The organism is Flavipsychrobacter stenotrophus (assembly GCF_002954265.1).
Taxonomy (GTDB): domain Bacteria; phylum Bacteroidota; class Bacteroidia; order Chitinophagales; family Chitinophagaceae; genus Flavipsychrobacter; species Flavipsychrobacter stenotrophus.
Genome location: NZ_PPSL01000008.1, coordinates 86,924 through 109,561, shown reverse-complemented (window position 1 = coordinate 109,561; position 22,638 = coordinate 86,924). Strand labels below are relative to the sequence as shown.

Genomic DNA, 22,638 nt, shown 5'->3' with positions numbered 1-22,638 from the left:
ATTTTCAAACAATTACAATATCTACAATGACACGATCAAAAAGAACAAGTATTTTAACTTATGATTTAATAAAATAAATTACCGCTATCTGCTTCAGCAATCGCTATTCCTTCAATAACTTTTGTATTACTTTCTTCGCACCAGATGTAAGTTCTACCACGTATATACCAGATGTGACATTGTTAAAGGGTATGTTTACTATACCACCTTGTGTTATACCCAAATCTTTACTGTAAATATTCACACCTGACAGGTCCATTATTCTTACACTTGTCTGCTCATTCCTGGTAGAAGTGAAAAGTATGTTCAACTCTTCAGATGCTGGGTTAGGCATCATGGTTAACTTTAGATCATTATCTGCAGATCTCGATTCTGACCTAAGCACCAATTCAAACCTTGCATCGCCCTGTGATGCTTTTTCTTTGTTGATTGTAAAGCCATATTCAGCTCCCGGCTTTAATTCCGTAAACCTTTCCAATAGCTTGTCATGCAGAAATAGAGTATTCCCCGAAGGAAGCGCTACATTTTCGGACTTGATTATAAAGTTCTGATTGTATGCGCTCGCAATACCAAGGGGTATCACTTTACCCGCACTGAAAGGACGATCATCTATTGCCATTTTACGACTGTCAGATGAAAGGCTGTAGAATACAAAATCAGCATTCAATTGTTTTACTGCATCAAACTTACTGTCTTCGGCATCAGTCGAACTATCATCAAACCGAAAATGAAGGGCATCCCAGATATGATAGTTGCTGTCGTAAATGCAGAGCGTCAGATAGTCTGAAGGCATTTTGAAAAGATAATTATTGTATGCAGCTGACTTATCGCTTTCTACAAAATTGAGTGAGTCGCCATTGTGAGCTGCGCGCACCTGAAAGCAGGTATTGGTCCCTATGTTATAAGGAATTGGCGTTGAAGTACCGATAGGTACTGTCACGAAGTTTCCACCGGCTCCCCATGTAGGATCCCAGACATAAAATGCGCCACCTTGTACATTGCCTGTTTGTGCAGCATGGTAAAGAACAGTACCAATGTCAACCGGAGATGGGTAAGGGTTACCTATCATGTTGAAAGACTGATGTAAAGGATCAGCATAGCCCTGTGCCAGAAAGACCGTTTGTGATCCCTGATTAATGTATCCGGACATTTTTACAACTACAGGCGAAGGGTCATACATACCATAGTACCCCAGATACCCAAGACCCTCCCCTTTTGTACCCCTGATAAATAAACGGATGCCCTGGAATCTCTTTATCTTATTGCTGTCGGCGGCAGATGAATTGATCTTTGTAAATGGCTTCCATCCTGGATCGTAACCCAGGGTATCATTCTCTGTATAAGGGTCTAGCCTGAATGCGGATGGCGCATTACTAGATGTAGAGGTAAATCCATTGCCGGCACCTCCGGGGCCTGTAATATCTATGTATCGCTGCAACTGGCTTAGCGATAGCGAAGAATTGAATGGGTGACTCCAGAAGCGATACCTGCGAAAGTGCCCCTGCACGTATTGGTCTACCTTTACTTTTCCGTATATTGAACTACCCGAAAGAGGCAATTCGGCTATCCTTGCCGTACTTAGCGAATCGCCTGATGCGAGTTCAAGACTATCGTTAGTAGTTAGTGTACCCGAGGTTACAAATAATGTAGTACCGATCACGAGACGTGCGCCTGTGTCTATTGTAGCACCAGCGATATTATCCAGCTCAAGATTGGAAATATTACCTTTCCCCTTTATCATTTGAGGTATCAGGCCATTCAATACTATTTTGCCCTGACCGGACACCGCGCTATTGTTGATCAATGTGCCTTTTACCGCTAGCTGACTGCCACTGGCAATAACCAATGCAGAGCCCGGGTTTAACTGAATATCTCTTGCAGCACCAGACAGTACAATCGAAGGCCCGAAAGTTGCTGTGCCTATCGACACATCGTCAGACACACCAGGTACAAAACCACACGACCAGTTGGTTGAATCGTCCCAGTCAGAAGAGGCACCCAGCCATGTCATGTGAATTGGGCTTATAGTTATAGTATCCGAAAGTACTGCAGAGCAGGCAGGATTGTGGGCACCCATCAAATAATAAGTATGTGGTATCGACATAACCCCTGTTGACAGAGAATATGCGGAACCAGCAAACGTAAATGACACTGGAGTACCACCATCAATAGAATATTCTACAACTGTCCCTATCGATCCGGAGAAATCTATACTACCTGAATATCCTGAACATGGCGGATTAATACCTGTAACCAACGTGAAAGGATCTGTGTATACAGCAACATTAACCGGGTAAGCGGTGCTGCCGCAAAGGCCGTCAGACACCGTTAAATTTCCATTGAATGTGCCGGGCATGCCCGCCGAAGGAATAGCCAATGTTATAGATGATCCACTTAGCGGGGTGGCTGCAATATCAGTAAAAGCGGCAGCATTAGCTGTCGTATCCCAATCAAGAATATAAACAGACGGGCTACCTACAACGCCACTAAAACTAACAGGTAGGGAAGTTGCAGGTTGACATATTCCTCCTATCGTTCCCAGAGCAATAGCAGGAGATTGATTCACAGTATCTGCTCCCGCCATATCTGACTGGCAGCCACCCGGGCCTATAGCCACTACCCTATACACACCCGGAACAGAAACAGCTGCAAATGAGATTGGTGCGGTGGCACCACTGAATGTAGCAACAGTAGTAGATGGAAATCTTCTTAAAAGATAGTTGACATCAGATGTCTGAGAGCCATCAAGACCGGCAACAAGGCCGGCCGCACTGCAGCCGTTACCACCGGTCACGTTGTAAACTATTGGATAATTATTGACTGTTACAGGTGCCGTGGTGGCGGTAATAGTACCGCACATACTGCCGGCAGAAAGCGTATAAACGCCTGAAGAAAGCATGGAAACAGAAAGCGACGGTGGATTTAATACACCGGCAGCATACGCACCCGGCCCATACCAGTGATAGTTGGTTGCACCGGTTGCGGTTCCTGTTAAAGACAGCGATGCGCCTGTGCATAATGAAATACCGGATGCTATAGCCGTAACGGATGATGGAGCAACGTTCACTACTGTAGTAACTGTATTGGTACCAGTTGCAAAACAACCATTCACATCTGTAACGACCAATAAATAGACATGGATTGCAGGCGTTGCAGAAACGGAAGAAACTACTACGGATAAATTGGTCGCGGAACTGACTATTGAAGAAGAATAACCCGATGGGCCACTCCAGACATAAGTAAAGGGTGCCGCTCCAGAACTAAGTGTGGAGGCAAGTGTAAGATCACTTCCCGCGCAAACATTCGCCGCAGCTGAAAGCGCAGAGATGACAGGCGAAGGATTGACGGTTACGGTGACACTACCTGACGCAGTAAAAGTACCCAAAGAGGTAACAATACTCACCAGAGAATAGGTAGTAGAAACAGGCAAAGTATCTACAATAAAACCACCCCCGGTACTATTTATAATTATTGATGCCGCTACCCCATTCCGGGTATAATTGATAACTGATCCCGGATTACCATAAAAAGTAACTGTGTCTGGATTGCCGGAGCACAAAGTAGTTGCATTGGTGGTTATCCCGGCCTTAGATGAAGGTGCAAGTACTACCCCCTTAAATTTAACTGCAGCGGTGCCTGCGGCAAGAGTTGTGACAGATGACCCCGCGCCGTTGTCTGCAACCTTTATCACTGTATTTACCGGTGTGGCGGCTGTGGTAGCATATATTATATAGGGCACTACAGTAAAATCAGCCGTAAGGCCACGGCATGCGGTGGTAGTAACGTTATATGAAAAATTATAGGTACCGCCTGTTTTAGTAAATTTCTGAATACCCGCAACGTCATCTGCCACATACATTGTTTTACTATCAGGCGAGATCATAAAAGCATAAGGGCTACTTCCCCCACCCGATGTAATCAGTATTGATGTAGCTGCAGCAGTAGGAGTACCCGTGCCTACCTGGTAAATACCAGGCGAGGGCACAACAGACGAGGTGTATAGCTGACCATTAAATATGCTGTTTACCCGTGTGCTGTTGGGTGTAGCTGACACCTGAGTATTGGCGGTTGCGCCCATTAACTGTGTACCCGCACTTGTGGGAGTACCCGTAGAGCATCCGGCACCATAATAGATACTCCCCGATGCAGTGGCTGAAGAATAATCATCATAACAAAACAAGGTAGTGCCCGGTATTACAGATACTCTTGAATAGGCTTTAGATGGCAAGACCGACAGTATCTCTTTACGAACACCTAACCCCGGAATAGTAGTTATACCCGCAACACCCGCTGTGGTATCAAAACCAGCAACAATTATGTGCGTACCTTCCGCATCCAGTGTCATAAATCCTTGTTCCTGCACATGTCCTACAGGTGCCTGTGTGAGCTTAACATTACCCGATGCTGTTGGAAAATTGAGTGCACCAATTGCCCCACCGCTTGTTGTATATTCAATAAGCGACACACTTGCAGATGATGTCGAATTTCCATTTTGCTTAAGCACAATAATATTCGCATTTGCAAAAGCATTGCTAACCACAACAGGCAAAGTTGCAAATACCGAACAACTGCCTGTTGACAGACTATAGCTGGTAGTTGCACTACCTTGCGAAAGCCCCGTGATAACACCACCGGGACTAACTGTAGCAAAGGCAGGGGCACTGATACTCCATACACCTCCGGGGTCTCCAGAAGACATTAGCGTACTTATCTGCCCCGGTATAAGCGATGCCGCACCCGATATCGCACCGGCATTTGGCGACGGATTGACGGTAGTAGTTACTGTATTGACACCTGTAGCATCACAGCCATTAGCATCTGTAACTATCAGTGTATAGACCTGTGTAGCTGGCGTAGCCGGTACCGATGTAATGGTCAGGGAGTTGGAAAGCAAGGTTGAGGTTGCTGAATTACTGTAAGACGATGGCCCGTTCCATGTGTAGTTATAGCTCGGCGATGTTGCCGAAATAGAAGAGGTAAGATGCAAAGCAGACCCTGCGCATAAAATACCCTCTCCTGAAATGGACAAGATAGCAGGACGCGGCAATATGGTAACAGTAGCTGAGCCAGACATTCCAATACTACAGCCCGACGCGCCGTCTGTTCCTGCAACTGAGTAGGTGGCGGCAGCTGTTACCGCCGCAAAAGCAAGTGTACTACCTGTGCCCGCAACCGGACTACCTATCGCTGTTGCGCCACTATACAATTGATAGTTTGTGCCCGATTGAGAACCGTTAAGCCCAATAATTATGCCCGTACCACCCAAACAATAACCACCGGTACCGGTTACAGTATAGATACCCGGCGAGCCAACTGTGGTTGTTACCGTATTTATGCCGGTTGCGCGACATCCATTGGCATCAACTACCGACAGAGTATATACCGGATTCCCTGGCACCGACGGTATCGACGTTACATTTACTGAGTTTGTTGTAGCAGATGATGCAGACGATGTAGTAAAAGATCCGGGTCCTGTCCAGGTATAGGTATAAGGTAGGGCTCCCGAGGCTATTGCAGTATTAAGGTGCAGTGGGTTGCCGGCACAAACAGTAGGGTCCGAATGTATGGTTGTAATAGCCGGTGCACCACCCGGATTAACTGTCACAGTTGCACTGTCTATAGCCAGAAACGTTCCAACAGAAGTAGCAATACTGACGAGCGAATAGGTTGTTGTACTTGTGGGCGAGACACTAACAATCCCCATACCCGTTGCATCGATCGTAACTGACGAATTAGTAATACCGTTGCTATAAGTAACCGTAGCGCCCGGATTAGCATAAATGATAACCGTGTCGAGGTTGCCGGAGCAGATAGCAGGCGTCGTCACTTTAATCTTAACAAATGGAGACGGAGTAAATGAAACACCCCGGAAATTATTGGTGCTTGTTGCAGTGGCCAATGTAATAATGGTAGAACTTGCACCGTTATCAGTGATCTTAATGACTGAGTTGGCAGGCGAATTTGCCGTTGTTGCATAAAGTATAAAAGGCACCGTAGTAAAATCAACCGTCAGTCCACGGCAAGTAGTAGTAGTGACCTTATATTGGAAAACAAACGTACCGGCCACGTTTGAATATTTGAATATTCCCGCAGCGTCATCAGCAACATAAAGCGTGTTACCATCCGGGCTTATCGCGAAGGCGTACGGACTAGACAAAGTAAGACCCGATGTACTAAGTAGCGATACTGAGGCAGATGAAGTTGGCATACCAGAACCGATTGCAGATATGCCTACAGGAGATTGACCTGAACAATATAGTTGACCATTGAATATGTGAACATTCCTGAGAAAGTTATTGCTGTATACAGTTGCCGGTGTGTTCATAAACGTTATACCATTGCTGCCTGATCCTGATGCAAAATAGTTTGAACCATTTGCTGTAGCGCCATTAATATCATTTACGTTATAAACATCTTGCTTATAGGCTAGTGTAGCGCTTTTTTGCGGGTCAACTGTAAAAAGCTCTCTTTTGTATGTTGCGCTCAACTGACCGTGTGGAGAGGCAGTACCTGCCGCTGCATCAAATCCTGGCACAATAAGATGAGTTTGCTCGGCGTCCAGAGACATTTGTCCCTCAACTACACGACTGGCACCAGCTGTAATTTGAACGGCACCGCTCGACGGAAGCACTACAGTGTTTACCGAAGAACCCGTAGTTGTATATTCCAACAACGAAACCGCACCTGCCGCCTCTGTAGTACCGGCAACCTGGTAAACCACCAGATTACGTGGTGTAAATGCGGGTTTCACTGTTACCCTGGTTGTAAAGCTAACAGTTCCACAACCGGTTACCGGAACCGCGTATTGAATTGTGGATGTATCAGTGGTGCTATATGCAGCAGCAGTAGATGCTGCTATAAGAACACCTGAAGATACGTTTATAGATGCTACCGAAGAAGAAGTGCTTGACCATGCTCCACCTGTGCCGGCACCAGTTACGATTACTGTTACGATCTCTCCGGGCAGAAGTGTAAGTGGCCCTGAAATAGAACCGGCCAGCGGTGTCACCGCAAGATCAGACCCATTATCAGTTCCAATAGTTAAACTATTTACCACACGTATTCTATACCCGCTTCCCGCAGGCGTAGCTGCAGGAATATTTGCGGAAATAGCTCCTGAAGTGGTACTGGCTAGTGTGCCTATGATCAATGAGCTGGTAAAGGAACCGGCAGCATCGGATAGCTGTGCAGTAAAAATATTGCCGGGCGCAAAGGTGCCTGTGGCAATAAATGGCACACTTACGGATGCGCCACTTGCGCATAACGTACCTGAAATGGCACCGGTTGTGATACTTGTTATGGGAGCGGTTGCTGTACCATCTGATATTTTAGATAAGAACTGGTCTAAAACCCCTCCGAACGCTCCCTGAAAAGCACTTGATGTGGCTATGCCTGAAGTGCTCTGAGTAAAACCGCAGACAAATATTGTATCCGTACTACTTACAAAAATCCCGTTTGCTGCGTCCGCCGCCGGCCCGCCAAGGTAAGAACCCCATTGCAGCGCTCCCGCTGAATTGAACTTAACAATTAAAGCGTCAGTAGAACCTGCATTTACGTTCTGGAAACCACCGGTAGCTACTGCCGATGTAGATGCCGTACTACCAGATATGTATACGCTGCCATCAGAAGCGGTAGCGCAGGCATTGGCATTATCGGCCAACGATCCACCGTAATATGTGCTCCAGAGCAACGTACCGCTGGTGGTAAATTTGGCCAAAAACGCGTCGGCAGAAGTGCCTCCACCATATGTAGGTTGCGCTACCGTTGCACTGCTGGCAATATTATTTGTTGAAGTTGTTGATCCTGCGAGATACACATTTCCCGAATTGTCCATTGCGCAATTCACCGTGCTTTCAGTCATCAAGCCACCAAAATACGTACACCATAAAAGTGACCCCGGACCACCAGAAGGGTTGAATTTAGCAAGAAAGGCGTCTCCTGTACCGCCACCATAGGTTGCCTGATAGCTGCCGCTCGTTGCAATGGAAAGTGTTGAAGGAGTTGATCCACATAGGTATACATTACCCGAATTGTCTACCGCACAAGAGTGATTACCGATCACTTCATTGCCGACTCCTCCAAAGTAAGTACCCCACTGACGAACGCCGGAGGCATTAAATTTTGCAATGAAAACATCATTTCCTGTACCTCCGGACGATGGTATATTCTGATTCCCGTTGTTAGCAATATTACCGGGATTTGTGATCGAAACTGCTCCTGTAGTACCGGATAAATATACATTTCCAGATGCGTCGACGCAGCATGTCGGGGTTCCTTCCGCTCCGCTCGCACCATAATAAGTTGACCAGAGGCGGACACCAGAAGCATCGAACTTAGCCAGAAACAAATCGCTTGTGCCGCTGATGGCTGTCTGAAATGCACCCGATGTTGCAATACTGGCACTCACTGTAGTAGTTGTACCACCGCACATATAAACGTTACCTGAATTGTCCACCGCACACAACGGTGTTGTTTCATTACCAGCACCACCATAATAAGTTGCCCAGGCTCTTGTGCCATCAGGCCTGAATTTTATAAGGAACGCATCAGAAGTACCACCTCCGTAAGTTATCTGGTATCCACCTGATGCCAGCGACGTCGCATTAGTAGCTAAAGTGCCGGATAGATATACATTGCCAGATGCATCGGTTGCACAGCCATAGGCCTGTTCATTACCGGTTCCGCCATAATATGTAGTCCAGCTTACAGCTGGATCAATGGTCAATGTGGCATTACCAGGGTACGACGCAATGACAAAGCCAATGATATTATTGTCATAAAGCCTGAATTTTGTTGGTATACTCCGGCCGCTTGCAAAGCTACTGGGCGGGGCTTCATTTACCTCACCCAAACGCGTTTGCATTAGTAATGCACCATCTTTTGTTATGCTGACCCTCGAGGCATCTTTTACTTTTAGCCGTATCTGATCGGGATTACCTCCGGGTCTTACCACAAAATCATATTTTATATGCCCGTCAGCACTATACACCACCCAGTCAACGTTTGGGTATACGTTCTGATATACAACCTTTTCAAAACTAGCAACACCCGTAATGCCACTGCTGTTCATACCACTAAAAAAGTTTTCAGTATAGTTGCTTCTACCGAGTTTAACTATTGAAGCCGTCCTGGAGGCTCCAACAAGTTCCAGCGAAAAACGATGGGTTTTTACAGTCACGTTTCTTCTCCTGTTTTTGTCACCGACCAGTTTTGTAAACTGATATTCAATACCCACGGTTGTCAAACAAAAGCTCATGGCTCCTCTGTGGCCTGTAAACAATACATCATTCCTTAGCTTGCCGCTTTGGTCGTATGCCTGCCCGCTATTTTCAGTAAAAAGTAATGGCTGATGTAATAATTTTTGTGAATAGTTTTCCACTAACAGATCATTGCCCTTTGCATTACATAAAAAAGACAACAGCACCAACCCAAAGGTTATTATAGATAAAGAAAGTGTTTTCATGAGAAAGATATTAACAAGGAAGTTACTGCATGTTATATATTTGTTATATATAAAGACCCGACGATCCGCCGGAAAGAAAATTAAAATGAACATAACCTCTAGCAAAAAGGGAAATGAAGTTTGTGTTATCACTAACACTCTGGTCTATCGCCTGACCAACTTCTCTCTAAAGTTTGTTTTACCAGATGTTACTGAGACAAAATAAGTACCAGCTGCATAGTCAGAGAGATCTACTTTAATACTTCGATCGACATTAATGCCTGTAAACTGTCTCATGACTACCCGGCCATATATATCGGTTACTGCAATAGTAGCAGGTTCAATCATTTCAGGCAACAAGACTATGAATGTACCAACGGTCGGGTTAGGGTAAAGGGTAATAGCTGATTGGTTTGCTACAATATTTACCGACACTATTGAGTCACATATCGCTGGGGTATATACCGTTATCTGCCTTATAGCAGTATCCGTGTTACAGGCGTTGGTGATCGTGTAAGTCACTGTAGCAATTCCCGATGCTAAACCTGTGAGCGCTCCACCTGCTGTAACCTTAGCATAAGTGGTATCAGCAGTCCATGTACCCGGGTAAGATGATGAGCCGAGCATAATGGTAGCGCCTATGCATACGCCTGCCGGAACCGTAACACTATCCGCAATTGCAGGCGCCATAACATTGATACTTACTGAGTCTGTAGCAGTGCCGCAGCTATTGGTTACTGAATAGTAAACTGTAGCATTACCCGGCGAGATACCTGTAGCAAGTCCCCAGCTACTTGTGATCAATGTAGTTGATGGTAAACTTGTCCATACACCACTAAAAACTGAACTTGTCAACGTAATTGCATTACCGACACATACTGAAGACGGGCCGCTTATTGTGCCGGCATAAGGCGCTGGAGATACAGCAACAACAGTTATAGCTGAGGCGCTTCCACAGCTATTGGTAACAGTATAGGATATAATAGTTGACCCCGTAGTAATGCCCAACACAACACCACTACTACTCACCGTAGCCACCAATGGTGCATAGCTGCTCCATACCCCACCGGCAACCGATTCACTAAGCGTAAGATGCGCACCAACGCAAACAATTGAACCACCTGAAATTATACCCGGTACCGGTGCAGGACCAACAGTAACTATTCTTGTAGCAGCAATCGTTCCGCAGCTGGTTGTAATCGTGTACGAAATGATGGCACTTCCACCTGATACTCCTGTCACTATACCGGTAGCGTTTACTGTTGCTACAGAAGGAGATGTACTACTCCACACTCCACCTGTGGTAATTTCAAAAAGCATTGTAGTTGCACCGGCACAAACTACTGCAGTGCCGGTTATAGGTGCTACCGATCCTGTTCCGCTCACGGTAACAGCCATTGTATCTACCGAAGTGCCGCAAGCGTTGGTTACCGTATAGGAGATAATTGCAGCGCTGCCCACTGTCAGTCCTCCCGTTATTATTCCGCTGCTATTTACAGATATTATGCCGGGAGCGCTGCTGCTCCATGAGCCACCGCCAACAGATGAAGACAACGAGGCTGTACTACCCGAACAAACAAATCCGGATCCGGTTATCGATCCTGCTGATGGTGTTGAAATAACTGTCATCAGCACCAGGGCGGTGTCTGCACCACAAGTATTTGTTACTACATATAAGATTGTGTCTACACCTGTCGCTACACCTGTCACAACTCCCGTACTATTTATTGTTCCGATGGATGGCATAGTACTGATCCACACTCCACCTGATGGGGTTGCGGTCAGCGCAGATGTTGCACCTACACATACTGAAGTAACACCAGTTATAACCCCTGCTGCCGGCAATGCATTTACTACAATTGCAACTGATGCAGTATCAGTCCCGCAACCATTGGTAACAATGTATAAAATAGTATCAGCGCCTGCGGCAACAGGTGTCACCATTCCGCTGCTGTTTATTGTAGCTATCCCAGTCAACAGGCTTATCCAGGCACCACCGGTAGCTGTGTCCGCAAGTGCGCCTCCGGCACCCACACAAAATGTGGTAGCACCAGTTATAGTGCCCGCAGAAGGTGTAGGGTTGACGGTCATAATAGCGGTGTCGGAAATTATACCGCAACTATTGGTGATAGTATATGAGATCAATGTCGTTCCCGCAAGTACACCGGTTACCTGTCCACTGGAGTTGACAGTAGCAATACCGGCAACACCGCTTGTCCATGCCCCACCTGCTACACCAACACTAAGGGTTACGGCTGCACCTGAGCATACTGACGTAGCACCGGATATTATACCAACCACAGGCAAAGGATTTATAGTAAGGTCAATGCCATTATTAGCTCCAACTACAGTCGGTATCGAACCGGTTACCCTGATCCTATAGTTAACTCCGGGTGTTGTACCTGAAGGTACTACAGCAGTAATAGTATCGGAGATTGTCCCTATAAGGCTTCCAATGACTACGGGTAAGGCAAAGGAGCCTGATGCATCTGAAAGCTCCGCTGTAAAAATATTACCTGCATGGAAAGTACCGACGATAGTAAAGGGCACATCTATTGTATCTCCCTGGCAAAAAGTTGTCACAGACGAGGTATCAGTAGTGATAGACAGATCTGATATCTTAGTAAGAAAAGCGTCGGAAGCGCCACCAAATGTTGTCTGGTATGCACCTGTAGTAGCAACTCCAGTGGCCGACTTAGTAAAACCCGACATATATACACTGCCCGAACCGTCATATGCACACCCGAAGGCAGTTTCAGTAACGTTACCACCAAAATAACTACCCCACTGTCTTGAACCTGCTGAGTCGAACTTGGCAATAAATGCATCCGAAGTACCAGCCAGTGCCGTCTGGAAAGCATCTGGCGTGGATATATTGGCGGAAGATTGCGAGTTGCCTGCTACGTAAATATTAGCTGTATAATTATCAATTGTGCAGCCTGCAACACCATCGGTAGCGCTCCCTCCATAGTAGGTAGACCATATAATGTTGCCAGCCGAGTCGAACTTGGAAATAAATCCATCTGTGCCACCTCCGTTCGATGCTTGAAAAGCACCGGGCGTAGCGATACCGGCAGTAGAGGTAGTCACTCCTACCAGATAAACATTTCGTCGGCTATCAGTTGTGCAACTAAAACCACCGGCCTCATTGCCCCCTCCTCCAAAGTAAGTGCCCCAAAGTGGAACACCCATAGCATCGAACTTGACCAGGCAGGCATCGGATGTGCCACCACCGAATGCAGTTTGATGAGCACCTGTGGTGCTTATTCCGGTGGTCGATGTTGTATAGAAGGCGAGGTATAATTTATCAGACGCATCAATTGCGCACATATTACCGTAGTTGCCCGTTTCAGTGCCTGCACCTCCATAATAAGTAGCCCAGAGTATCGATCCAGAAGGGCTGAATTTAGTCACATAAGCATCAGAAAGTCCGTTCAGTACTGTCTGGTAAGCACCGCTTGTTGCAACTCCCGTTGTGGAGTTAGTGGTACCGGAGACATAAACGTTTCCTGTTGCATCAGAGGCGCACCCCCATACATATTCAGCACCGGAACCACCAAAATAAGTTGCCCACAATCTGGTACCTGATGAGCTGAACTTCACCAAACAGGCGTCTGACGCAGTTCCTGAAAGAGCGGTCTGATACGCACCGGGCGTAGCAATACCAGTGGTTGAATTCGTAAGGCAAGTCAAAAATGTATTGCCACTCATATCAACTGCGCAAGAGCCAGCCGTTTCTTGCCCCGCACCTCCATAGTAGGTTACCCAAAGCGGGTTTCCCGACGCATCGAATTTGGCAAGAACAGCATCGCCGGTTCCTCCTCCAAAAGTGGTCTGAAACCCTCCGGAGGTAGCAATACCCGCAACGGAGGCAGATAGTCCTGACACAAAAACATTCCCCGACAGATCAACCTTAATGCTATTAAACAGGTCTAAAGCAGAATTTCCGTAGTAAGTTGACCAGGTAACAGCAGGGTCGATAATAAGCGTTGCATTTTTTTCAAATGGAGCGACAATAAAACCTATGGTCCCATCAGCGTTCTTGTGGAATCCGGTTTTGATGGGCCGGCTACCCGCAAAACTTACAGGTGTCTGCTCCTTAATTGTCCCCAACCGGGTATGCATCAGCAATTCACCTTCCGCCGATATTACCACATCATCAGCATTATTAATTGAAAGCTTTATTTGCTCAGGGTTGCCACCTGGCCTTACTATAAAATCATACTTAAGACTGTTGCCTTTAGAATATACTACCCAGTCGATCTTTGGATATACATTCTCATAAACAAGTTTTCTATAGGTACTTACATTAGTAATCCCATCAGGGCAATTGGAAAGATAAAAATTCTCTTTCCTGTCTGTCATCATTTCCTTGCGGACCTTCGCATGGGTGTTGGCACCAACCAGTTGCACCGTGAGCAAAAATGTTTGCGTCTCGGCTTGTATGTCCTTGTTATTTATATCTGTAACTAAAGGGTCGTACCCTTCAGGATAATTCGTTTTTGAGAACTGGTATGCTATCCCGGTAGCTGTAATATATACGTTGGTGTTTGCACTATGGGCTGTAAACAATATATCAGGCCTCACTGCTCCCGCCATATCCGCAACCTGGCCAAGATTTGGGGTAAATAATAATTCCAGTTTGAATTTATCTGCACTTACGTCGCTCTTTGAATGAGCTGTGGCAAGTGAGGAAATAAAGCAAATTCCGACTACACAGATCATTCTAGTAAAAAGAAAAAAGACTTTGTTCATGGTAACACACTTTAGATTTTAATTATGCAATATTAAATAGCAAAATATCGCTGCAAGTCGATTCACCCGTTATTTGCACGCTAACAAATTGTTTACTTCAGCTGGCGCGACTGATTAAATATTATAAACATAACATTGTGATTTGCCACTATTGGCACGGCCACGTAGCCCTCATTATAAAAAGAGGCAAGTGCCACATATATGTGTGGCACTTGCCGGATTACAACTTATTCATTACTAGTTCTTTTCGAACTTAACAGTCTTGATAAGATTGTTATTGGTGTTATAGATCTTCACCATGTACACACCTGTTGCCAGTTTGCTAACATTGATGTTCTTAGCATTTGTCTGCTCGATCAGTGTTTTGCCGTCCATACTCAGAACAACAACATTTACATTTTCAGCAGCTGAAATGTTCAATACGTTGCTTGCAGGGTTAGGGAACAACTTGATATCGCTTGCAGTGTTAACAGTTGCCACAGCAGTAGAAATTGTATATTTTGCACCTGTACCATCGCAAATCGGACCATCAGCAGAGTTAACTGTAATAGTAGCGTTAGCAGTGTCACCACAAGGAGCTGTGTATACCACATCAAAAACGCCATCAGTAAGGAAGAACAACTCACCAGTAGCAGGATCAACAGTTGCCACAACTACATCAGAGCTGCTCCAGCTGCCACCTGCAGGAGTTGCAGAAGCAGTGATACCATTGCAGAAAATAGGGCTGTAAGATGTGCCGTTAAGATCATAAGCGCCTATCAATTCAGTAATAGTGCTTATTACAGGGCAGGTAACAGTACCCGTTACATTCAAAGCGTTAACCTGGAACGTACCTGTGCTGCTCACTGATGCGAATGGATAGATAGCTACTAATATGCTACCGGCATTAGAGAATGATGCAGGAAAATTAACATCTATTGTGCTTACGCCGCAGCTCTGGATATCTGAAGAAAGGTCTGTACCATTATCAGTCCATGTAGTACCGCCATCTGTGCTGTAAGCTATTCTTACCAACTGTGGACCTGTAGCAGAAGACCTTACTGTAGCATGAATACCAGTAACATTGATAGTAGCACCTGAAGCAGCAGGAGTAATGGTGTAAACCACGTGTGGGTTTGAAGCTGCATAGGTGGTTATAGTGTTATTAACTGTAAGACCGCTCAGACCGCCTGAACCGCAAGCAGTAGCAGAACCGAAAGCTCCCGCAGCAGAAAATGCAGAAGTAGTAACCGGGGCTATTGGAGTAACTGTTGTGCTGTTACCACCAGTGCCTAAGTAAGCAGAGATTGAAGCCGGCTCAATTACCGCAATTGTGTCTGTAACTGCGCAACCGAAACCTGCAGTGCTGTACCTTACAACTGTATAACCTGGGATAAGACCTGTAACCTCACCAGTAGTAGCGTCAATAGTTGCTACAGAGAAATTGCTGCTACTCCATGTACCGCCTGTAGTTGCATCTACCAGAGTAACACTTGAACCTGCAAAAAGATATGGAGAAGGAACACCTGAAATCGCAGCAGGAAGACCTACTACGGAGAATGATGATGTTGCAGAGTTAGCAGAACCAACACTTGCACATGTAGTAACAACCCTATACGTAATGTTAGTAGGAACAGTTGTATAAACAGGGGACAGATAAGATGTGTTAGAAGCACCGGCAATTGGAGCAAAGCCGGAACCATTGTCAGCTTCCCAGCTATAGCTGATACCAGGACCTGCGTCACCTGCAAAAGAAAGTGATGCATAACCGCTAAGGCAGGCAACAGTAACTGATGGAGTAATAACACCCGCTAAAGGAGTAACTGAACATGTAGCGTTTGAAGAAACAACCCCATCAACTTCAAGAGTATTAACCTGGAATGTGCCTGTTGCTGAAGCTGAGTAGTAAGGGAACACTGCAACTATAATGCTGCTTGCGCCGCTGATCGCCGCCGAAGGTACCCAATGCCATGTATTGGTATTTGAACCGCAGCTACCGCTTGTAGACAAGGTATGAGTAACGCCTTCATCGATCCATGTAGTACCACCGTCTATGCTATATGCAAGCCTTGCCATATCAGGACCTGTGCCAGAAGATCTTGACTTAACCCAAAAACCAAAAACGTTAAGCGCGTGACCGGCGTTTGCAGTCACAGTATAAGCAACCTTAGGACCGGAAGCGCTGTAAGATGTAACGCTTGTAGGAATAGTAAGACCACTTAAACCACCTGTTGTGCATGTAGTAGCAGAACCAAAACCTGATGCAGAAAGTGCAGAAACTGCTTCGTCAGCAATACCTGTAACAATAGTGCTTGTACCACCTGTACCAATGTAAGTAGCCAATGTACCCGGGAATACTACAGATGCGTTAGCCGTTGTTGTAGCATCGCAACCTGTAGAGATGTCTGTAGCAGTGTAGCTGATAGTAGAATTACCCGCAGAAACACCACCATAATTACCTGTAACATTGTCAATTGTAGCAACTGAAGTGTTGCTGCTATTCCAGACACCTACTATGCTTCCACCTGTAGATGCAGTAGGGTTAGTCAATGTAGCTGTGCCACCTATGTTCAAAACCAACGAACCGGTAATAGCACCGGCATTAGGCGTAGAGTTAACTGTAATTGTACCAACCGAAGAAGTGTTTGATGCACCACCCACGGTGCAGGTTGTAGTAGCTTTGTAATAGGTTGTCGTTGTAACAGTAGGTGAGCTAACAGCATTATAAGTGGTGTTAGTTGCACCAGTTATGTTACTGTAAGTAATACCGTCTGGCGACGACTGCCACTGGTAGCCTATATTAGTACCTGTAGAGAACCCTGTCAATGCCAATGCAACGTTGTTGCCACCGCAGATTGTGGTTGAAGAAGGAGTCACTGTGCCGGCCGCGATAACACCAGGACAAGATACCGGGTTAATGGTAACTGTACCGTTGATGGTAATATCGTTGAACTGGATAGTGCCGCCCGATGAAATTGGGGCATAAGGAAACAATTCAGCTGTGAAGCTGGTAACACCGGTTGGCAAAGCGCCACCAGTTGCTGTGTTCCATGAAAATACAGTAGAACCACCTCCGCAGCCTGTGTTATCAGGAGCTTTGTCAACAAGATCATTAATAACACCACCTGTGGTCACATACGCCATACGCACCTTCGAAAGACCCGAACCAGACCTTCTCAATTTTGCTGTGTAACCCGTTACATTCAGTACATAACCGGGGTTTGCAGTTACCGTGAAGTAAAGATGACCGTTACTTGAGCTGTAAGTAGTCACACCGTTGTTTGTTAAGCCGCTCAGGCCACCACTACCGCAGGGGCTGTTGCTGCCTAAACCTGTTGACGTAAGTGCGGTGCCAGTTGAGTTGGCTGCATATGTAACACTCGTACTTGTACCACCGGTTCCGTGATACGTAGCTATCTGCGCATCAGCTTTGCCGCTTAATAATTGCAAAGACAATATAATAGCACCGCTCAACAGTGTCATTGTCTTCGAAAAGCGGGACTCTTTTGCGTCGCGCTTTGTTTTCCAGATGCCGGCTTCTCTTTTGAGAGCCGCAGGAAAGCCCGTAAGGCCTCCGAGGTTAATTTGTGACATAAACAAGTTTTTAACTGTGAGACACAAATTTCAAATATTCATGTTTTGAATTTGTTATTAACATAATAACTATAATTGATCGTATTGTTACTACGAAAAAATGAGTTACCAAATAATTAACTTTAACTTATAATTAATTTCCTTTAAGGAAAACCACTATAAACAAGTAAACCAGATTGGATTATGCTTATAAATCAGGCGAAAACACGATAAACATTAATATATATATTAGATTATAATAAAAATTAATAGAATAAACGTCATTAAAGGAAATGGCAACAATTTAGTAACGCAAACTTGTTGTTTAACGATTATGTATTATATATTTAACATTGCAAGGGTATATTATGTGTTAGTCGCAGATAAATTTGTATCCCAACACAATTAATACCTCAAACCAACACTTTATGAACCCATAATATCAATATAATTAACATTTATCATAATTACATTATTGGTATAATATGTCATTAGGCTACGAGGTTAGAAAAAGTATTCAATTGTTACTGTTTGTTATTCAAAGTCTTGGCGGGAAAGTAACCCCCAATATGGCATTCATTATATTCTATCTGGCAGATCTTCGCTTCTTAAGTATACACGGCAGGTTGACTTTCGGCAATTTTTACCTGGCAATGAAAAACGGTCCGGTACCATTTAATATCCTTTCCCTATTAATGGAACTTAACAACCAAGGCGAGGGCAACGTAGCCGAAAGACTAAAAAATTTCTTTAATGTAAATATCGAGGGAGAAATACAAAATAAAGTCAAATACGATCCTGACTACCTTTCAAATGAAGAGGTAGAATCATTATTCATGACAATACAGGCGTATAAAAAAATGGACATAAATGCCTTAAAGGCCAAAACAAGGGGTCTTGCGTGGCAGCAAGCTGACACCAACAGCATTATCAGTATACTGAAAATGGCTGAAGAAATAAAAGCAAATGATTCTATAATCCAGTCTGTTGCTTCAAAATATCAAAGTGAAAAGGCCAAGGCAATAGTAAATGAAGAAAAGATAAAAGCAGCAAAACTTTTCGCAGGCGAATAAACCTCCTACTAGGCAATTAGTAATCGCTGATAATTTTCCTGGACTCCACTTATTATTCTTCTAAACAAAATTCAGGCGAAACTTTTCTCGATTTTCCATTCGCAGGTCAACAATGAATCCAACGCTATCAGCGATTATGTGGTCGTTGCAAAGAAATAAACAATAAGCATCACCGCAGGTATGTCTCCGATGCATTGCGGTACGTGGGGCATCATGCCATTGAAAAAATAGAATCTCCTGTATGTACTTCATAAATATTGCCATCTACATTATAAGCTACGCTGCCACTTATAATGTACTTTAGTTCCATAGCATCTGTCTCACAAGAGGCCTTGAAGACCCAGGTAAAAGTGTCAGTAAGACAACATCGATCGTACTATTTGGCATGTCCTGGCTCAAAATTCGCTAATAAAAGAACCCAATAGCATCTTCTTTTTGAATCTCTTCATACGATCCATTGTGGCGGACTATTACTGGTTATTTCTGCGATTGTTTTTCACGTTCCTTTACTAACTCCCTACAAGTTTTATTTAATAACACTATGCTATTCGATTTTAAAGTAAAACTGCTTCACCGTTTCTGCACTAAATACTTGCGACAACGCTGAAACATCGCATCTATCTGCCTTCCAACCAATGGATTCGATTTCTGACAAAGACACAAAGTACCTTTTGGGGGTGCGTTGTGCCAAAACCCAGTAAAATCGATACTCTTACAAAATCAGTCTTTTTTTCAATTTCTTTTGTTTTGGCTACAATAAAGACGGTTTTTACCTGAGTAGCTTTTGAGTCCATGAAGGTAATTTACATGAATGTCAAATATATAAAATATTTACCAAACTGCTTCTTTCTAACAACTTTACAGATGGCATTCATAAACTTGTGCGTTGACGATTAAGGTTCTTCACTACCTGTAATTTTTGTAGGGCTTTCTAATGTCAACAATACCTGATTAAAAACCTCTGACAGCTTCACCGCATGTGCATTCCCGGAATAGGAACTTACATATGAAAACACTAAAATGTCATCAGTGATAAGATAAAGCAGGTGTATAGCATTATGTGCTCGCTAGAAGTAGCTACGCCATACGTTGGTTAAAATAGGTGCTCCCTTATTCAATATCATTTTGAGGAAACTATATACTTTCCTTAAAGGTTCCTTGAGGTCTCGTCCAGCTATATCAAAAAATCGGTAAGCTCAGAATTCAAGTCTTCCACCTTGGCACGATATTACAGCACAATTATATTAAATGCTAAGAATGCCTATTCAGGAATTGCCTACAATTAATCTTTTGATTGTTGGTGGAGGTATTTCAGGTTTACTACTCTCTATATTGCTTGAACGCAAAGGATATAACACTACGTTGGTAGAAAAGTCGACAGAGTGGAAACCAATAGGTGGTGGAATTACACTTACTCTTAACGGTGTTAAGATGCTGCAGGATATTGGCTTGCTTGATTCCATAAAGCCATACGCCAACGAAATAAGCCACGTTGATATCACTGACCAGCTGGGCAAAAAGCTTTCTACGTTCGATCTGGCGGGATATGCTGAAGCCTACGCTAAAACATACACAGTGCTGCGTCATGATATGCACCATGCCCTGATCAGCCATTTATCAGATACACGTATTCACTTAGGCACATCATGTACTGCCATAGTAGATGAGGGAGATAAAGTAAAAGTATCGTTCACTAATAAGCCGGAGTGCAGTTATGATCTTGTAGTTGGTTGTGATGGCATCAATTCATTTGTACGGCGGACACTATTTGGTGATAAAATTAATGACTATTGCGGCTATGCTTCTTGGCGTTTCATTGCTAAAGGCGTAAAAGTACAGCAAGACACTCTTACTGAGATGTGGAGCGTTGGGAAGAGATTTGGTATAGTCCCTCTTAAAGGCAATAAGATACACTGCTTTGCATCAGTGAATACCCAGCAAAACTCTGAAGCGAACAAGAAGATAAGCCTGCATGACTTTAGGGTTCTCTTTTCGTGTTTCGGTGGTTATGTGCCTGATCTTTTAGGCGCTATTAAAAACAACTGTGATTTGATGTACAATGATCTTGAAGATGTGCATTTAAAACAATTCTACAAGGGTCGGTTGTTACTTATAGGTGATGCTGCGCATGGCATGACACCCAATATGACTCAAGGAGCATCTATGGCAATTGAGGATGCGGTAGTTTTAGCGGCAAGTCTTACAGACAAATGGAATATCGAAAATAGTCTGAAGCGCTTTCAGTCCGAGCGTTGGCCCCGAACCCGTTCCATCCAGAAGAAGTCTAATTTGTTGGGCAAAATCGGACAACTCAAGAATCCGCATTTGTGCCGATTGAGAAATTATTGCTGGCAACGAATCCCTGACAGGTGGATTCAGAACGATTTAAAAAAGTTGCTCATCAACAGCGGCCCCGATTTGCATTGAACTGCTAATTTATCATTTATGTCTTTTACAATAGCCCAGGTAGTAACGGAGAAGGAGAAGGCGAACTTCCTTAAAGTAGCACACGATATATACATATTGGATAACAACTGGATAGCCCCGCTAAATAAACAGATACATAATATTTTTGAGCCGGCTAAGAATAGCTACTTCGAACATGGATGTGCCAGACGGTGGATTCTCAAAAACGCAGAGGGAGAAAGTATCGGTAGGATTGCAGCGTTTATCGATAATGATAAAAAGAAAAATAATCAGCTTCATGCCGGAGGTGTGGGCTTTTTTGAGTGTATAAACGACCAATGTGCCGCCAATCTGCTTTTTGATACCGCCAGGACGTGGCTAGAAGAAAACCATGTTGCAGCGATGGACGGGCCGATAAATTTTGGAGAGAACGACCGTTTTTGGGGATTACTTGTTGAGGGCTTCACTGAGCCGCCGTTTACTACCAACTATAATCACCCCTATTATCGACAACTGTTTGAGAATTATGGCTTCAAAGACTATTACGAAATGACCAGCAATGTCATAGATCTTGAAAAGCCTCTGGATGAACGATTCGAAAGAATTTGGAGTAGAGTAAAAGAAAAGAACAACGTTCAATTCAGGCATCCCCAAAAAAAGGAACTCAATGTTTTTGCTCAACATTTCAAGGAGATCTATAATGAGGCGTGGCAGTTTCATGAAGAGTACAAACCTATCACGGAAACGCGGGCTTTAAAATTCGCAAAAGAGATCCGCGTGCTGTTCATAAGGAAGATGATTCCGTTTGCGTTCATTGGAGACGAGCCCGCAGCTTTCCTCATTTGCACACCAGACCTCAACCAAATATTCAAAGAATTCAAAGGACACATTGGTCCGTTTCAATTGCTGAAATTCCTTTGGCGCAGCCGAAATGATTTTGCATGGTATAGGAAGAGAGGTATTCTTACCAAGGGTCACGCCATTGCTATAGGTGTAAAGCCCAAATTTCAACAATGTGGTTTAGAGACCGGTATGATAATGTCCTCATTGGAAGACGTGCGCAAATTAGGTTTCAAAAGTATTGAGCTGCGCTGGGCTGGCGACTTCAATCCAAAGATAAACCGCCTGCACAGTGCAGTAGGTGCGGTACGGGCAAGAAAGCATATTACCTATCGATTTATATTTGATAAAAACAGAGAGTTCAAACGCTACAAGCCCATCTCTATGGAGCGGAGCCGGATTGGATAATTTATTTCAATTGCATAAAACTCTGCTTGTAATTAATTTAAGTACTTGAGATTTTTTATGGTTGCCATTCGATGTTACAAATTATGATTTTAGTAAGGACAACAATGCAACTTATTCATGCTTTCTTTCTGTCAAGCCAAACATAATCAGAGATATAGAACA

At 44.3% G+C, this 22,638-nt stretch carries 6 protein-coding genes; 3 read left to right on the top strand and 3 right to left on the bottom strand.

Annotated features, from left to right (window positions below; genetic code table 11):
• Positions 1-103 precede the first annotated feature (103 nt).
• The 3 genes from CJD36_RS21160 to CJD36_RS21150 all read right to left on the bottom strand — a co-directional run bounded on the left by CJD36_RS21160 (position 104) and on the right by CJD36_RS21150 (position 17,770).
• A complete protein-coding gene (locus tag CJD36_RS21160; RefSeq protein ID WP_133162748.1) occupies positions 104-9,463 on the bottom strand; it encodes a DUF7948 domain-containing protein in 9,360 nt (3,119 codons plus the stop codon).
• Between the two features lie 144 nt (positions 9,464-9,607).
• The gene (locus tag CJD36_RS21155; protein ID WP_105041207.1) at positions 9,608-14,197 is read right to left on the bottom strand and encodes a DUF7948 domain-containing protein; all 4,590 of its coding nucleotides are present in this window, start codon (positions 14,195-14,197) and stop codon (positions 9,608-9,610) included.
• Between the two features lie 237 nt (positions 14,198-14,434).
• Complete coding sequence (locus CJD36_RS21150) at positions 14,435-17,770, bottom strand: beta strand repeat-containing protein (RefSeq protein WP_105041206.1); 3,336 nt, start codon at positions 17,768-17,770, stop codon at positions 14,435-14,437.
• Positions 17,771-18,234: 464 nt separating this feature from the next.
• On the opposite strand from CJD36_RS21150, the gene CJD36_RS21145 reads away from it, so the two are divergent.
• The 3 genes from CJD36_RS21145 (at position 18,235) to CJD36_RS21135 (ending at position 22,476) form a co-directional block, all read left to right on the top strand.
• Positions 18,235-18,822, top strand: coding sequence for a type II toxin-antitoxin system antitoxin SocA domain-containing protein (locus tag CJD36_RS21145; RefSeq protein WP_105041205.1), 588 nt, complete (start codon positions 18,235-18,237; stop codon positions 18,820-18,822).
• A 1,257-nt stretch (positions 18,823-20,079) separates the two neighbouring features.
• On the top strand, positions 20,080-21,249 hold the full coding sequence (locus CJD36_RS21140; protein ID WP_161499408.1) for an FAD-dependent monooxygenase: 1,170 nt from the start codon (positions 20,080-20,082) through the stop codon (positions 21,247-21,249).
• 18 nt (positions 21,250-21,267) lie between these two features.
• Positions 21,268-22,476 (top strand): N-acetyltransferase, encoded by a 1,209-nt coding sequence (locus CJD36_RS21135; protein ID WP_105041203.1) that lies wholly within the window; start codon positions 21,268-21,270, stop codon positions 22,474-22,476.
• Positions 22,477-22,638 lie beyond the last annotated feature (162 nt).

Bases quoted from the DNA above. Each gene is read 5' to 3' on its own strand.
- CJD36_RS21140 (WP_161499408.1), top strand. From the start codon at position 20,080: ATGCCTATTCAGGAATTGCCTACAATTAATCTTTTGATTGTTGGTGGA.
- CJD36_RS21160 (WP_133162748.1), bottom strand. From the start codon at position 9,463: ATGAAAACACTTTCTTTATCTATAATAACCTTTGGGTTGGTGCTGTTG.
- CJD36_RS21145 (WP_105041205.1), top strand. From the start codon at position 18,235: ATGTCATTAGGCTACGAGGTTAGAAAAAGTATTCAATTGTTACTGTTT.
- CJD36_RS21150 (WP_105041206.1), bottom strand. From the start codon at position 17,770: ATGTCACAAATTAACCTCGGAGGCCTTACGGGCTTTCCTGCGGCTCTC.
- CJD36_RS21135 (WP_105041203.1), top strand. From the start codon at position 21,268: ATGTCTTTTACAATAGCCCAGGTAGTAACGGAGAAGGAGAAGGCGAAC.
- CJD36_RS21155 (WP_105041207.1), bottom strand. From the start codon at position 14,197: ATGAACAAAGTCTTTTTTCTTTTTACTAGAATGATCTGTGTAGTCGGA.